14 protein-coding genes are annotated in these 15,854 nt (G+C 31.2%); 5 read left to right on the forward strand and 9 right to left on the reverse strand.

The genetic code is table 11. The annotated features are described in order from the left end of the window. The first annotated feature begins 129 nt into the window (after positions 1-129). Positions 130-546, forward strand: coding sequence for a single-stranded DNA-binding protein (locus tag ABNK64_RS02220; protein ID WP_291256062.1), 417 nt, complete (start codon positions 130-132; stop codon positions 544-546). A gap of 40 nt (positions 547-586) precedes the next feature. Here the strand turns inward: ABNK64_RS02220 and ABNK64_RS02225 are convergent, their stop codons facing one another. Further along, complete coding sequence (locus tag ABNK64_RS02225) at positions 587-994, reverse strand: hypothetical protein (RefSeq protein WP_349763334.1); 408 nt, start codon at positions 992-994, stop codon at positions 587-589. A gap of 268 nt (positions 995-1,262) precedes the next feature. On the opposite strand from ABNK64_RS02225, the gene ABNK64_RS02230 reads away from it, so the two are divergent. Then, positions 1,263-4,628, forward strand: coding sequence for an acyl-[ACP]--phospholipid O-acyltransferase (locus tag ABNK64_RS02230; RefSeq protein ID WP_349763335.1), 3,366 nt, complete (start codon positions 1,263-1,265; stop codon positions 4,626-4,628). A gap of 117 nt (positions 4,629-4,745) precedes the next feature. Here ABNK64_RS02230 and ABNK64_RS02235 read toward each other — a convergent pair whose 3' ends face one another. Continuing rightward, positions 4,746-6,284, reverse strand: coding sequence for an AbgT family transporter (locus tag ABNK64_RS02235; RefSeq protein WP_300341053.1), 1,539 nt, complete (start codon positions 6,282-6,284; stop codon positions 4,746-4,748). 179 nt (positions 6,285-6,463) lie between these two features. Here ABNK64_RS02235 and ABNK64_RS02240 point away from each other — a divergent pair, with 179 nt between their 5' ends. Genes ABNK64_RS02240 through ABNK64_RS02250 form a run of 3 tightly spaced genes read left to right on the forward strand, consistent with a single transcriptional unit; the run spans position 6,464 to position 7,988 of the window. Beyond that, positions 6,464-6,979, forward strand: a complete 516-nt coding sequence (locus ABNK64_RS02240; RefSeq protein WP_291256058.1) for a shikimate kinase — start codon at positions 6,464-6,466, stop codon at positions 6,977-6,979. Positions 6,980-6,992: 13 nt separating this feature from the next. Continuing rightward, complete coding sequence (locus tag ABNK64_RS02245) at positions 6,993-7,775, forward strand: SDR family NAD(P)-dependent oxidoreductase (protein WP_291256057.1); 783 nt, start codon at positions 6,993-6,995, stop codon at positions 7,773-7,775. A gap of 15 nt (positions 7,776-7,790) precedes the next feature. Continuing rightward, positions 7,791-7,988: a hypothetical protein gene (locus ABNK64_RS02250; protein WP_349763336.1), complete on the forward strand. Its 198-nt coding sequence runs from the start codon at positions 7,791-7,793 to the stop codon at positions 7,986-7,988. Between the two features lie 63 nt (positions 7,989-8,051). On the opposite strand, the gene alr is transcribed toward ABNK64_RS02250, so the two are convergent. The 7 genes from alr to ABNK64_RS02285 all read right to left on the reverse strand — a co-directional run bounded on the left by alr (position 8,052) and on the right by ABNK64_RS02285 (position 15,710). Then, positions 8,052-9,101 carry an alanine racemase gene (alr, locus tag ABNK64_RS02255; RefSeq protein ID WP_349763337.1) on the reverse strand — a complete coding sequence of 350 codons (1,050 nt, stop codon included), beginning with the start codon at positions 9,099-9,101 and terminating at the stop codon, positions 8,052-8,054. 90 nt (positions 9,102-9,191) lie between these two features. Beyond that, complete coding sequence (locus ABNK64_RS02260) at positions 9,192-10,523, reverse strand: alanine/glycine:cation symporter family protein (protein ID WP_349763338.1); 1,332 nt, start codon at positions 10,521-10,523, stop codon at positions 9,192-9,194. 139 nt (positions 10,524-10,662) lie between these two features. Next, a complete protein-coding gene (locus ABNK64_RS02265; RefSeq protein ID WP_291256053.1) occupies positions 10,663-11,664 on the reverse strand; it encodes a 7-cyano-7-deazaguanine synthase in 1,002 nt (333 codons plus the stop codon). A gap of 2 nt (positions 11,665-11,666) precedes the next feature. Then, the gene (gene sepF, locus ABNK64_RS02270) at positions 11,667-12,188 is read right to left on the reverse strand and encodes a cell division protein SepF (RefSeq protein WP_349763339.1); all 522 of its coding nucleotides are present in this window, start codon (positions 12,186-12,188) and stop codon (positions 11,667-11,669) included. Between the two features lie 13 nt (positions 12,189-12,201). Then, positions 12,202-12,882: a YggS family pyridoxal phosphate-dependent enzyme gene (locus ABNK64_RS02275; RefSeq protein WP_349763340.1), complete on the reverse strand. Its 681-nt coding sequence runs from the start codon at positions 12,880-12,882 to the stop codon at positions 12,202-12,204. A gap of 13 nt (positions 12,883-12,895) precedes the next feature. Then, on the reverse strand, positions 12,896-13,972 hold the full coding sequence (gene hemW / locus ABNK64_RS02280) for a radical SAM family heme chaperone HemW (protein WP_291256050.1): 1,077 nt from the start codon (positions 13,970-13,972) through the stop codon (positions 12,896-12,898). Between the two features lie 13 nt (positions 13,973-13,985). After that, positions 13,986-15,710 carry a phospho-sugar mutase gene (locus tag ABNK64_RS02285; protein ID WP_291256049.1) on the reverse strand — a complete coding sequence of 575 codons (1,725 nt, stop codon included), beginning with the start codon at positions 15,708-15,710 and terminating at the stop codon, positions 13,986-13,988. Positions 15,711-15,854 lie beyond the last annotated feature (144 nt).

Consider the following 15,854-nt stretch of genomic DNA (forward strand, 5'->3'; position numbering starts at 1 on the left):
TATTATTATATCATAAATACCATTTTTTTGCTTTAATATTTTTCTGGAAAATAAAAAATAAATAATGTGACTTAATATTATTTTTGTGTTATAATTAATTAGAGATAGAAATTAACAGGAGGTAACAATATGAATGTTGTTGTTCTAGTTGGAAGATTAACAAGAGACCCAGAGTTAAAATTTGGACAGAGTGGTAAAGCATACTCAAGATTTTCTTTAGCAGTAGATAGACCTTTCTCTAAAGGAGAAGCTGATTTTATCAACTGTGTTGCTTTTGGAAAAACTGCTGAACTTATTGGTGAATATCTTAGAAAAGGTAGAAAAGTTGGTGTCAATGGAAGACTTCAAATGAATAGATTTGAGATGAATGGAGAAAAGAGAACATCTTATGATGTTTTAGTTGAAACTGTTGAATTTTTAGAGTCTAAAGGTTCAAATGATTCTATGGGAGGATATGAGCCTGAGTACTCTTCAGCTCCAGCAAAACCAGCTGTAAAAGAGGTAGAAGAGATACCTTACGAAGATGATGACGAGTTCCCATTCTAATTGAAAAAAATGATCCTATTAACATAGGATCATTTTTCTTTTATTTTGTGTAAAAATCTAAATTAGGTGATATTCCAAAACCAGTAGTAACTGATTTTGTTTTACTTTTCGATCTTGTATGTGTAGTTGTTCTACTCTCACTTGTTGTAACACTTCCTGTTCCAAAGTTTGATACATTAGTATTTGATACTGTATTTGACATGCTGTTTATATCTGTTTTTGTTCTACTATGTGTCTTACTCTTTCCAAAGCTTGGAATGATCTCTGGATGATTATATAGTGTTGTTGCTATAAATGTATCTAATATTAAAGATCTATTTTCAGTATTGTTTTTTCTGTTGTATGCCTCATTCATTCTTGCGTAAGTTCCACCCTCTGTATTCGTACATCCTATCATAATTACTCCCAACACCAGAATAATTACTAATTTTAAAACTCCTTTTAACATTTCTCCTCCTATAATAATTTATTAATCCCTTCTTAATTTCATCACAATATTTTCTGATTTAATCATTTTTAATATAATAATATATTTTGTGAATATTGTCAATGATTTTATCCTTTTTTAACTGTTAATGTCAATTTAAATTGTTAATAACAACTATAAATTTTATATATTACAAGTGTATTTTTACTATAAATAGCAAACTTTATTTTTTTATAAAATTGTGTTATCATATCTATAATCAATCAGGATTTTAATTTTGGAGGAATTTATGTTAATAAAAAATAAACGTTTTTTACCATTATTCATATCCCAATTACTTGGGGCATTTGATGATAATCTTTTAAAAACATCTATTCTAGCTTTTATCACATACAATCTTTCATTTAATAATAAGCAGGAGGGATTGTTTTTAAACTTTATCTCTATTCTCTTTATTCTGCCTTTCTTTCTTGTCTCTGCTACTGCTGGACAAGTTGCAGATAAATATGATAGAAGTAAAATTGCTAAGTATCTTAAAATTATAGAGTTTATTTTAATGTCTATTGCCACAGTTTTAATATATTTTAAACTCTATTACTTTTTAATTTTAATTCTTTTTTTAATGAGTATTCAGTCATCTTTTTTTGGACCAGTTAAATATTCATTGATCCCTCAACATCTAGAGGAGAATGAACTGATCACAGGAAATGCCATTATTGATGGAGCAACTTATTTTTCCATACTCATTGGTACTATACTTGGTACAAAATTAGACTCACCTCTACTTATTGCCAGTATACTTTTACTATCTTCATTTATTGGAGCAGTTGCTAGTTGGTACATCCCCTTAGCTCCAGCCCCACGACCAGATCTAAAATTAAACTTTAATATATTTAAAGATTTAAAAGTTACATTTAAAAAGATTTCAGAGATTAGAAGTATATATATCACTATTTTAGGTATATCTTGGTTTTTTGCATTGGGAGGTGTTATTCTAACACAACTTTATCCTTTGGCAAGTAATATTTTAGGACTTTCTAGAAATACAGTGGCTGTTTTTATGCTGATTTTCTCTCTGGGAATGGCTGTGGGAACCTTTACCTGCAACAAAATAATGAGAGGAGCTGTACATCCTACATTTGTACCTATTAGTGCCTTTGGAATGAGTATTACAACATATTTTTTATATTTATTCTCTAAGAATTTTATTCCCAATGAAAATATAACTCATACAGTGCCATTTTTTAAATCAGCATCTGGTATTGAGATTGCTATTATCCTATTTTTTATGGCTTTCTTTGGAGGTATGTATATAGTACCTCTAAATGCATTTTTACAGAATAAAGCTCCTAAAAAATATTTAGCTACTATAATAGCTGGAAATAATATTTTAAATGCTTTTGGTATTGTACTTTTATCTGGAATAGTTGGTGGATTATTTAAATTCGGTCTACAACTTGACTCTATATTTTTGATTCTTTCAATCATTAGTATCTGTGTAGCTATATATATTCTGACTATTATTCCTGATGCTCTACCACGTTCTCTAGCTCAAAGTTTACTATCTATAATCTTTAAAATAGAGGTAACTGGGCTAGAAAATTATGAAAAAGCTGGAAAGAGGGTATTGTTAATAGCCAATCACACATCATTACTAGATGGATTATTGGTAGCTGCTTTTATGCCTGAAAAAATAATTTTTGCAATCAATACCAATATTGCTAAAAAATGGTGGGTAAGGATATTTAACTCTGTAGTCAAACTATATCCTATTGATCCCACTAATCCTATGGCTCTAAAACAACTTATTACTGAACTTAAAAGGAATCAAAAGTGTATTATCTTCCCAGAGGGACGTATCACTGTTACAGGGTCTTTGATGAAAGTTTATGAAGGAGCTGGAGTTGTTGCTGTCAATGCACATGCCAATATTTTGCCTGTGAGAATAGATGGAGCACAGTACTCTAAATTCTCATACCTAAAAAATAAATTTAAAACTAGAATGTTCCCAAGAATAAAAATATCTATTCTTGAGCCAACAAAAATCACCTTATCTCAAGATGAAAAGGGAGCTATTAAAAGAAAAAAAATTAGCAATCAACTATATAGTATAATGACAAATATGCTGTATAAATCTTCACCTTTAGAGAATAATCTCTTTAAATCTCTTTTAAAAGCTGCTAAATTACATGGATATGATCATATAATTGGAGAGGATATAGCAAGACAACCTATTAATTATAAAAAATTCCTCTTAAAATCCTATGTTTTAGGAGAAGCTATCTCTAAAAACTTCCCAGAAAAAAATATAGGAGTTATTTTGCCCAATTCCATTGCAAATGCTGTTGTATTTTTCAGCTTACAGGGTATAGAAAAGATTCCAGCGATGATAAATTTCACTCAAGGAAAAAATCAGATTTTATCCTGTATAAAAACTGCTAATATATCCACTGTATTGACATCTAAAAAGATGGTTGAATTACTACAGATGGGAGATTTAATCAATGGAATTGAGAAGAATGGAACCAATGTTATCTATCTTGAAGATTTTCAAAATAGGATAACTCTCACTACAAAGCTCAATGGATTTTTTAAATATATTTTGAAAAAATATCCAAAAACCTCTGCAACTGATCCTTGTACTATACTTTTTACATCAGGTTCAGAGGGAATGCCTAAGGCTGTACTTTTGAGTCATGAAAACTTACAAGCAAATCGTTTTCAGCTATCGTCACTTTTTTCATTTACAGGTCAGGATATTATCTTTAATGCACTACCTATGTTCCATTCATTTGGTTTAGGAGTTGGAACTGTACTACCTATTCTTTCAGGACTTAAGGTTTTCTTCTATCCTTCACCTGTGCACTACAAGATTATCCCAGAATTAGTCTATGACTCCAATGCCACAATTCTCTGTGGAACTGATACTTTCTTCAATGGTTATGCTAAAAAAGCTAATCCTTATGACTTTTATAATATAAAATATGCCATTGTAGGAGCTGAAAAACTAAAGGATTCAACTTATTATTTATGGATGGAAAAATTTGGTGTTAGACTTTTAGAAGGTTATGGTGTAACTGAAGCCAGTCCAGTTATCTCTGTTAACACTCCTATGCACCAGAAAAAAGGAAGTGTAGGTAGACTTCTTCCAGATATTCAATATAAGCTTGAAAAAGTGGAAGGTATTGATAATGGTGGTAAACTTTGGATAAAAGGAAAAAATATAATGCTCGGTTATCTTAAAGATGGTGAGATTCTAGCCCCTGAAGATGGTTGGTATGACACTGGAGATATTGTGGAGATAGATGAAAATGGATTTATCTCCATTCTTGGAAGAGCTAAAAGATTTGCTAAAATTGCTGGTGAAATGATCTCATTAACTGCTATAGAGGAGATTTTAAATACCTATGTTAAGGATTTTCCAACAGCAATTGTCTCAATTCCAGATATTAAAAAAGGGGAACAGTTAATTCTTTTCACCGAGAAAAAAGATCTTGAAGTGAAAGCTCTATTTGAATATTTTAAACAAAATGATTATAGCGAATTATGGATTCCTAAAAAAATTGTTTACTTAGATAAACTTCCTCTCCTTGGTACTGGAAAAGTGGATTATGTAAAATTAAAAGAGTTAGCCTTAAATGATACCAATAATTAATCTCACTTAAAACTATAAAAATAGAATAATTAAAGAAAGGGAAAAGCTTCTCATAACAGCTAATGCTATTATAGTAGTTCTTCCCTTTTCTTAATTTAATTTTTTATTATATATCTCTTACATATGAATGTGTACATTTGGACCTATTGGTAATCCCAACCAGAACCAAATTACCATTAATATTATCCAACCTATCATAAAACAAATTGAGTATGGTAGCATTAAAGAGATAAGTGTTCCCATTCCACCATCTTTTTTATACTTTTGCATAAATGCAACTGCCATTGCAAAATAAGACATCAATGGAGATATAATATTAGTTGTTGAATCTCCTATTCTATATGCTAACTGTGTAAATTCAGGTGTATAACCTAATTGCATTAACATAGGTACGAATATAGGTGCCATAATAGCCCATTTAGCTGAAGCTGATCCCATAAATAGATTTATAAATCCTGTTAAAATTATAAAGCAGACAATTAGTGGTAACCCTGTAAATCCTATCACTTTTAAAGTTGCAGCTCCTTTTACAGCTATTACAGTCCCTAAGTTAGTATATCCAAAATAAGCTATAAATTGTGAAGCTGTAAATACTATTGCCATATATCCACCCATACTTGCTAGTGAATCTGATATTAATTTTGCTACATCTTTATCATTTTTTATTGTTTTTGCTATATAACCATAAACTATTCCAGGAAGTAGGAAAAATAGCATCATTGATGTTATTAGTCCTGTTGATGTCCAAGCCTTTAGAGATCCATTCTCTCTAAACACTCCATTTTCTGGAACTATACAGAAAGCCATCACTACAACAAAGATTATCATTGTTATTAGAGCACCTTTTAATCCTTTTTTCTCACTTTCTGAAATACTTGTCATATCTATCTCAGCTTCTCCATGATACTCACCTAATCTTGGCTCTATTATTTTTTCAGTAACAAATGTTCCTAAAATTGTAATTAAGAAAGTCGAAACAAACATAAAGTAGTAGTTTGCTGTTGCATCAACAAAATATCCATGTTGTAATAATCTTGCTGCCTCTGTTGTTATTCCTCCCAATAGTGGATCTGTTGTTCCCAGTAGTAAATTGGCTGAAAATCCTCCCGATACTCCAGCAAAAGCTGCTGCAAGTCCTGCTAATGGATGTCTTCCAAATGATAAAAATATTACTGCCCCCAGTGGAACAAGTACAACATATCCAGCATCAGAAGCGATATTTGACATTACACCAGCAAAAACAACTACAGCTGTTATAGCTTTATGATGTGTTGACATTACTATCTTTTTAATAAGAGCTGACATAAGCCCACTACCTTCACACACACCTATTCCTATAATTCCAACTAAAACAGTTCCTAATGGTGCAAATCCTGTAAAGTTACTAATCATAGAATTAAATATGTAACGAACTCCATCTTCTGTCATAAGTGATCTCACTTCTACAGTTGTTTCTTCAAAAGTTTTTGTAGCCTTATTCAAAACCTCATAAGTTACTGAAACTCCCATTTTTTGAGCAATTCCAGAAATTAATATAATTGCTACACAAAATAGAAAAAATAGTGTAACTGGGTGTGGTAGCTTGTTTCCGCCCACCTCAATAAAATCAAGAAATCTATTTACAAATCCTTTATTTTCTTTTTTTTCTCTCAGCATTTCTCCTCCTAAAAATTGTATTTTACATTAAAAAAGAACTTTTTAAGTATACAAACAAAACAAGTTCCTTTAAATTATACTTTATTTTTCAAATAAAATCAATATAAAAATTTCTTTTTATTAATTTCTTACTTTTATTTGATAAATATACATGTTATAATAATTTCAAGGAGGAATAAATGAAGGAAAATATTGCATTAATAGGTTTTATGGGAAGTGGTAAGACTACTATTGGAAAGATACTTGCTAAATATATGGATATGAAATTTATTGATATTGATAAGATGATTGCTGCTCGTGAGAAAAAAAGTATTCCTGAGATTTTTGCTGAGAAAGGTGAGCAATACTTTAGAAAATTAGAGCGTGATATTGTTTTTGAAGAATCATTGAATAACAATATTGTAATTGCAACTGGTGGAGGAGTTATCATTGACAATGAAAATATCAAAAATCTTAAAGAAACTTCATTTATTGTCTATCTTAATTGTACTATTGAATGTATTTATGAAAGAGTTAAAAACAATAAATCTCGTCCTCTTCTCAATGTTGAGAATATGTTTGAAAAAATTCAAGAGCTTCATCAAAAAAGAGAACTACTTTATGAAATATCTAGTGATTTTAGCATAAAAATTGATTTAGATAGCAATATGTATGATACTGCTGAAAAAATAAAAAAAGCTTATATTGAAAGCTAAAGGGGAGTTTAAAATGTTTAATGAAAGTAGATTAATTGGAAAGATAGCATTAATTACAGGAGCAACTAGTGGAATTGGAAGATCTTGTGCTATTGCTCTAGCAAAACTGGGAATGAATATCATAGTTGTAGGGAGAAGAGAAAATCTTTTAGAAGAGTTAAAAAATGAGATTGAATCTCAATACTCAACAAAAGTTTTTTCACTAAAATTAGATGTTAGAGATTCTAGTGAAGTTTTCACTAGTTTGTCCTCTCTTCCTGAATCTTGGAAAAATATTGATGTTCTTATTAATAATGCTGGTCTAGCTTTAGGATTGGAAAAATTATATCTAAATACTCCAGAAGATTTTTCTACTGTCTTTAATACCAATGTAATCGGTCTTCTAAATGTTACTAATGCTCTTGTTCCAAATATGATAAAAAGAGGAACCACTGCTACAATTGTCAATATAGGCTCTGTTGCTGGAGATGCTGCCTATGCTGGTGGAGCTGTTTATTGTGCATCTAAAGCAGCTGTCAAAACTCTATCTGATGGACTTAGAATTGACTTAGTTGACACAAAAATAAAAGTTACTGATGTTAAGCCTGGTTTAGTTGAAACAGATTTTAGCTTAGTTAGATTTAAAGGGGATAAAGCTAGAGCTGAAAGTGTTTATAAAGGAATAGAGGCACTTACTGCAGATAATATTGCTGAAACTGTTGCATATATAGTTAATCTTCCTGAGAATGTCCATATTGCAGAGATCACTATACTTTGCAACAATCAAGCTGATGGAAGAACTATTTTTAAAAAATAATATAAGGAGTTAAAATTGGAAAAGTATTTAATTAGTAAAACTGAAAAAGAGAGTTATTTAAAGGAGTATCCTGTACTAAACTGTGAAGATTCTATTGGAATAGATTATGATGGTTATGTATCTATAAAGTGTAAAAAAATTACTGGTACTTGTACTTACAAAAATGCTGTAAAAAATGAGTATGAAAATTGTAAATTTTTTAATAAAAAATAGATTGTTTCAACAATTAAGGAGAGAAGGGTTATTTGCCATTCTCTCCTTTTTCACTTTAAAAACTTATATTATCTCTCTTTCCAATCTCGGGCTTAATAGAGTCAACATCTCATATATATTCATTCCATTATGAGCAACACTTTTACTTATATCGTGATACAGTACTACCCTATCTCCCTCTTTTACACTTGTGTCTACCTCTATAAATGTATTGTCCATTGAAACTATTACAACAGGAAACTCCTTATTATTAATAAGACAATTGCTCTTTTCATTGATCTTTAAAAATCCATCTGCATAACCTATCTTTATCTTAGCTATATATTTAGTATTTAAAAATCCCAACTCCTCTTTCGTTCCATAAGCTATATACTTATTTTCTGAAACATCTCTAACACCTGCTACTCTTCCCTCAAGTGAAAAGACCTGTTTCAAATTCTCATCATAGAAACCTACCTCTTGTAATCCATAGATCAACATTCCAACTCTTAGGTGAGTTACATCTTCACAATCAAAATTTAAAACTCCAGCACTATTTTGAAGATGTATCATTTGAAATCTATCTTTTCCAAGATATCTTAATATCTCATGAAATTTACCAATATACTCCAAACCCTCTTCATAATTTACTGCAAAAAGATGAGAGTATATTCCTCTAAAATTAAGTTGCTTTTCCTCAATATATTCTTTTAACTTCTGTAGATCTCTCAATAAGACTCCATTTCTTCCAAAACCAAAATCAATCTTAACTTGAACTCTCTTACTGTCAATTCCAAAATCTATTATCTTTTCTAATTCCTCGTATGTATTGGCACTTATCTCTAACTCCTCTTTATCTTTTACTAAAGATAGATCTCCTACACTTTCAAAAATTAGAATCTTTAGACCTTTTAGTCCCATCTTCAAAATTCTTTCTGCTTCTACATATCTTGCCACTGCAAACTCTCTCTGTCCATTATCATAGAGAATCTGTACTATCTCCTCCACTCCATGTCCATATGCATTGGCTTTTACTACTGGCAAAACCTCTTTTCCCTTGCTCCTTCTCAAATACTCCATATTGTGAATCAAATTCTCTCTTTTTAAATACAATTTCATAGAGTTTATTACCATTATATTTCCCCTCCTGTTTCCTAAATATCCCACTGATATGAGTATACTATATTTTTTCTAAAAAACAAGAGAGTTTCTATTTATTTAAGGTTATTTATCAAAAAATCTAGCTTCATACTCTTTTAAGCTTTCAATAGCTTTTGATGTCAATGGAAAAACTCCAATCATATTTACAATTGTCATAAGTCCCAATCCTAAGTCAGCTAAATTCCACACTAGGTAGTTTTGTCTAATTCCACCCCAGTATAACATTATCAAAGTAAAAACTTTAAATAGCTCCTGTGGCCACTCCTTCTCACATAAAAAGTATAAATTTGGTTTAGCATAGAAACTAATTCCTAAAATTGTACTAAACGAGAAAAGAAATAGAATTACTGCTGTAAATATTACTCCCCACTCTCCAACTTGGTATCTAAAAGCTTCTTGAAGTAGAGTCATTCCACCACTTCCTTCAGCTATATGTCCTTTTGATAAAAGTATAACAAAAGCTGTAGCACTACAGATTAAAACTGTATCTACCAAAACTCCCAAAGCTTGTATCAATCCCTGCTTTGCTGGGTGTTCAACCTCTGCTGCTGCTGCTGCACAAGGAGCTGATCCAGATCCAGCCTCATTAGAGAACAACCCTCTTTTTACTCCTTCCATAACAACACTTCCTAAACTTCCACCTAAGAACTGTTTTATTCCAAAGGCGTGTTTAAATATATCACTCATTGTATCTGCCATTAAACCTAGATTTTTTATGATGATATAAGTTACAATCCCTAAGTATAACACTGCCATAAATGGAACTAATTTATCTAATACTTTTACTATCTTATTTCTATTTCCAAATAATACTCCTGCTGATAGAACTACTAAAACCAAAGCTGTGTTATTAGTTTCAAATCCAAAAGCTGTATTAAATGACTCTGTAACTGAGTTAGAGATAACTTGGAAAACTCCCCCCCAACATATAATAGCAAAGATTACAAATAATACCCCTAACCACTTTATATTTAACCCTTTTTGAATAAAGTATGGAGCTCCACCTCTATAACCACCTTTAGGATCCTTCTCTCTATGTAATATAGCTATTGTAGATTCTATAAAAGCTGTTGAAGCATTTAGTAATGCTACAACCCACATCCAAAATACAGCCCCTGGTCCTCCTACTGAAACAGCAGCCACAACACCCACTAAGTTTCCTACTCCCACTCTAGAAGCAGTACTTATACAAAATGCCTGAAATGATGAAACTTCATTTTTTCCCACCTTTGTTTTTTCCATTAAAAGTTGACACATATGTGCTAACAATCTAAATTGTACCCCTCTTGTTTTCACTGTAAAAATTATTCCACTAACCACTAACAATACAACTATTAGATTATAGTTCCACATCACCGTGTTAATTGAATTAACTAAATTTTCAAAAGTATTCATCCTACTCTCCTCCTTAATATTTTTAAATTTTATAAAAAAAACGACTGGCTTAGATAATTTAAGGAATGTTATACAAAAATAAACACCTAAATTAAACTAATTCAGTCGCTCTAATTTAACATATTTAACTACAATCCTACTATCCTACTATTTGATATTTTTTCATAAACTGTTCTACTTTTTCTACATCTACTACTGGCACCTTAGAGATCTCTCCATCTATTCTAACTTCGATCTCCTCTTTACCCTTACATTTAGAGTATCTTGAAAATAACTCTTTTACCAACTCTAGCTCTTCCTGTGTAAACTCTCCAAACCCTAACATATGAGGTCCTGGAACTCTATGTCCACATAGGTAAAAACTTCCTAACTCTTTATATCCTGCTATTCTCTCATTTCCCTCTTGATCTCTACCTACAAACAAATACTTACCTTTATCTAATCTATAAAATCTACTCTTCTTGATCAAGTGGAAAAGGAATGAGTAATCCTCTTCTAAATACCCATCTTTTTCTAATACAGATAGTCTATCAGAAAAAGCTGGATCTGTCAATAGGCAACCTCCACCTGGACTAGGATACTCTTTTAATCCATATTTTTCCATTAACTCCATCTGAATCTGTCTACTTCTTCCTTGAATATCTAGAAGCTTTTCTCTATCTATCCATCCCTCTAATTCTGGTTTACTAGGTGGTAATAGTTTTGCTGATAATGGTCTAACTATTAACTCATCCATACCTGATAATTTTTTTACTTTTTCTAAAGCAGCAGAGTTTTGTGACATAGGTCTTTGACCTAATACCTCTCCAGATATTACAAAATCCGCATCATACTTTTCTAAAAGCTCTCCTGCTACTTTAAACATAAGAGAGTGGCAATCTATACAAGGATTCATATTTTTCCCTCTTCCATAGACAGGATTTTTCACCACTTCAGTATGTCTTTTTTCAAAATGTACATACTCCACCTTTATCCCTAATTGTTCTGCCATTTTCTCAGCTTTTTCATTTTTCCCACCAAAAAAATGCGATACAAAATTTAATGCAATAACATCAATCCCTTGATCTTTTACAACTTTTATTGCTAAAGCACTATCCAATCCTCCTGAAAATAGTGCCAATGCTCTCCTTCTTTTTTCCACTTCTACCTCTCTTCTTTTCCAAAATCCTTGAATATTCTTGGGTTCATAGTCTTTTTATCCTCATAATAAACCTTCATACTCTTAGGAACTATTGTATAAACTTTTTTGCTAATTACTAGATAGTTAGATTCCTTTACAGTCATAGCTCCTGACAAGAAATTCATAAGTCTAATTGCTGTATCCTCATCTAAATACTCTAGATTTAATGTTACCATCTTATCTGCTCTTATATAATCTACTATTTTTCTACAATCAGAAAATGCTTTTGGATCTAAAAATATTGTTTGGCAATTGCTTCCACTACTGATCTCATTTTCTAAACTTGAAGTCTGTTTCTGCTTAAACCCTGTATGAGGAATATGTGGAGCTGGAGTAGATTCAACTTCATTTTGAACTGTACTTCCCTTATTTATCTCAACTTCTGTTATTCCACTATCTTCGAATCTTAACTCTTCATCCTCTTCGACTCCATCTGGAAATCCAAAAAACTCCTTAACATTATCAAAAAGCTTTTTCTTGCTCATCTCTACTCTCCTCCTATTTCTCATATATTTTTCTACCTACTCTTATGAGAGTAGCACCCTCTTTTAGGGCTAATTTATAATCATTTGTCATACCCATAGATAACTCTGTAAGTTGACCCTTAAAGTATCTTTCATTCAGCTCATCCTTTATCTCTCTAAGCCTTCTAAATACTCTTGTCACCAACTCTTTATCATCTGTAAATGGAGCCATTGTCATAAGACCTATGATATTTATGTTATTTAGTGCCATAAGTTCTGGCAACTCACCATATAGATCCTCCAAATCATACCCCTCTTTACTCTCTTCTCCAGCTATATTTATCTCCAACAGAACATCTATCTTTCTGTTATTTTGAAGAGCTCTCTTATCAATCTCCTGAGCTAGAGAAAGTTTATTTACAGAGTGTATCAACTTAATAAATGAGGCTATATACTTAACCTTATTTTTTTGAAGATTACCTATAAAGTGCCACTCAATATCATCTTTATTTTCTGAGTTGTATTTTTCATACTTCTCTTTGATAACCTGTGCTTTATTTTCACCAAACACTCTTACATTACAGTTTAATATTTCATCCATAACATCTGATTGTACATACTTAGTAACTGCAATAAATTTTACTTTTTCAGGATATATTGAATAATTTTTTATATCCTCTTGAATATCTTCAATATTCTTTTCTATACTACTCATCTTTCAACTCCATTTAAATAAACTCATCTAGAACATCATTAGCAAGCATTATTCCCTTTCTTGTGAGAAGAAAATGCTCCCCTACTCTATATAAAAAACCTTTTTCTTCCAATTCTAGACATTTTTTTAAATATTTCTCACTTGGAACTACTCCCTTTTTTAGAAGTCTGAATCCCAACATATATTTATATTGCTCCTTTGAGTCTAAATCTACAAATTCACTTTCCAATATTGGTATTTCTCTTTTATCTATAGTATCATAATATTTAGAAATTTGCACCTGATTTTTGTATCTCTTTTTATCTATATATCCTGAAGCTCCCAATCCTATCCCCAAATACTCTCTATTTTCCCAGTATTTAGAGTTGTGTCGAGCCTCTCTATTAGGTAAACAAAAATTGGAGATCTCATAGTGAATATATCCCATCTCTTGAGATTTATCTATTATATATTCAAACATTTGAGCTTCCAATTCATTCTCAGTTTCACTGTACACTCCCTCTTCTAATTTCTTAAAAAACGGTGTCCCCTCTTCCCAAATCAATGAGTAAATTGAAAAATGGTCAGGTCTTAATTCTAACAATCTATGCAGATCAGATTTCACTGCTTGTAAACTTTGGTTTGGAAGTGAAAACATAAGATCTAAACTTATATTCTCAAAGCCAGCTTCCCTAGCTTGTAAATAAGTCTCTATTCCCTCTTTAGAGCTATGCATTCTTCCTAATACTTTTAACATCTCATCATCAAAAGTTTGAATTCCAATACTCACTCTATTTATTCCAGCCTTTTTAAATCCTCTTAACTTTTCTAAATCTACAGTCTTAGGATTTACCTCCAAAGTTACCTCTGCTCCATCTTTTATCTTTAATCTTTTTATTATCCTCTCCACATCTTCACAATCTAAAAGAGAGGGAGTCCCCCCTCCCAAGTAGACTGTGTCATACTCATATTCAGGATATAAGTCTATCTCTTTTAAAATATAATCCACATATTTTTTCCTATCATCTTCATTTGATTTGAAAGATAGGAAATCACAGTAGTTACATTTATTCATACAGAAAGGAATATGGATGTAAACTCCATCTAACATTATCTCCTCCTAACTATAATGTATCTATATATTTTATAAACTCCTCTTTTACATATTGAAGTTTTTCATCAGCTTTTTTATTGTCTGAATCTACAACACACAAGTAGTATTTTATTTTTGGCTCTGTTCCAGAAGGTCTAACTGTAATATATGTCTTATCTTCTAAGATAATTTGAATAACATCAGATTTTGGTAATTCAATTCTCTTCTCTTGACCTGTTAAACAATCCTTTTCCACTTGTAATTTATAATCTTTAATTATAGATACTTTCTTACCACATATTACTGTATGAGCTTTATTTCTCATATTCTCCATTATTTTTCCAATTGCCTCTAGTCCTGATTTTCCTGTTTTTGTTACAGAAACAGTTTCCTCTTTATACCAACCATATTTCTCATATAATTTATTTAACTCTCTATATAGAGTTGATCCTATACTGTCATAGTAAGTAGCCATTTCAGCTATCATAAGAGAAGCTACAACTGCATCTTTATCTCTTACATGAGTTCCAACTAAGTAACCTATCGACTCTTCAAATCCAAATAGGAATGTTCCATCTAACTCTTTATTTTCAAACTGTCTAATCTTTTCTCCTATATATTTAAATCCTGTCAATGTTCTAAATAGTTGTACTCCCTTATCTTTTGCTATGACATCTAACATTGGTGTTGAAACAATAGTTGAGATTACAGCTCCATTAGCTGGAATATCTTTTTTCATCTCTAAAAGATAGTTCATCAATAAGATTCCCAATTGATTTCCATTAGGGTAGTACCACTCATTATTGTCATCTTTTATCGCTATTCCTGTTCTATCTGCATCTGGGTCATTAGCTAAACATAGAGTTGCTCCCACTCTATCTGCTAACTCTGTACTCAATTTAAAAACAGCTTTATCCTCTGGATTAGCATATGAACAAGTTGGGAACATTCCATCTGGCATCTCTTGTTCTGGAACTGTGTATACAGATTCATACCCCATCTCTTTCAATACTCTCTGTACTGCTACTCTTCCTGTTCCATGCAATGGTGAGTACACTATTTTAAACTCTTTTTTATTTGGTAAATCTCTATTTATAGCCTGTTTTTCAACTTCCTCTATAAATCTATCATCTACTTTTTTCCCTATATATTCTAGTAATCCTTGAGCTATAGCTTCCTCTTCACTTATAATCTTTATATCTTTGAATAGATCAACAGAGTTTACAGCATTTACCACTCCACTTGCTTGTGGCTCTACTATCTGAGCTCCATCTTCCCAATATACTTTGTATCCATTGTACTCCTGTGGATTGTGTGATGCTGTTACCATCACTCCAGCTTGAGCTTTTAACTCTCTAGTTGCAAAAGAAAGCTCTGGAGTAGATCTTAAAGATTCAAATAGATAAGCTTTTATTCCATTTCCTGCCAAAACAAGAGCTGTATTCAAAGCATATTCAGTAGATCCTATTCTACAATCATAAGCTATTGCTACCCCTTTTTTAGCTCCCAACTCTCCAGTAGATTTTAAGATATAATCAGCTAATCCTTGAGTTGCCTTTCTTATATTGTAATTATTGATTCTATTTCTTCCAACTCCTCTTATACCTCTCATTCCAGCAGTTCCAAAGCTTAAATCAGTATAAAATCTGTTTTCTATCTCTTTTTCATCATCTTTTATATTTAAAAGCTCCTCTCTGTCTTCTTTAGTTATAACATCAGAGTTTAACCACATTTTATAATAATCTAAATAATTCATAAGTTGCCTCCTCAATACTCTTTTATTACTATGTTTATATTATACCCTATTCTTCAGAAATATTTAACATTTTATTAAAAAATTTACAGACTTTTTTTATTTATTTTATTAACCAAAAAATAAGAGAGGTTTGTCACCTCTCTG

The sequence above is a fragment of the Fusobacterium sp. SYSU M8D902 genome (genome assembly GCF_040199715.1).
GTDB lineage: Bacteria > Fusobacteriota > Fusobacteriia > Fusobacteriales > Fusobacteriaceae > Fusobacterium_A.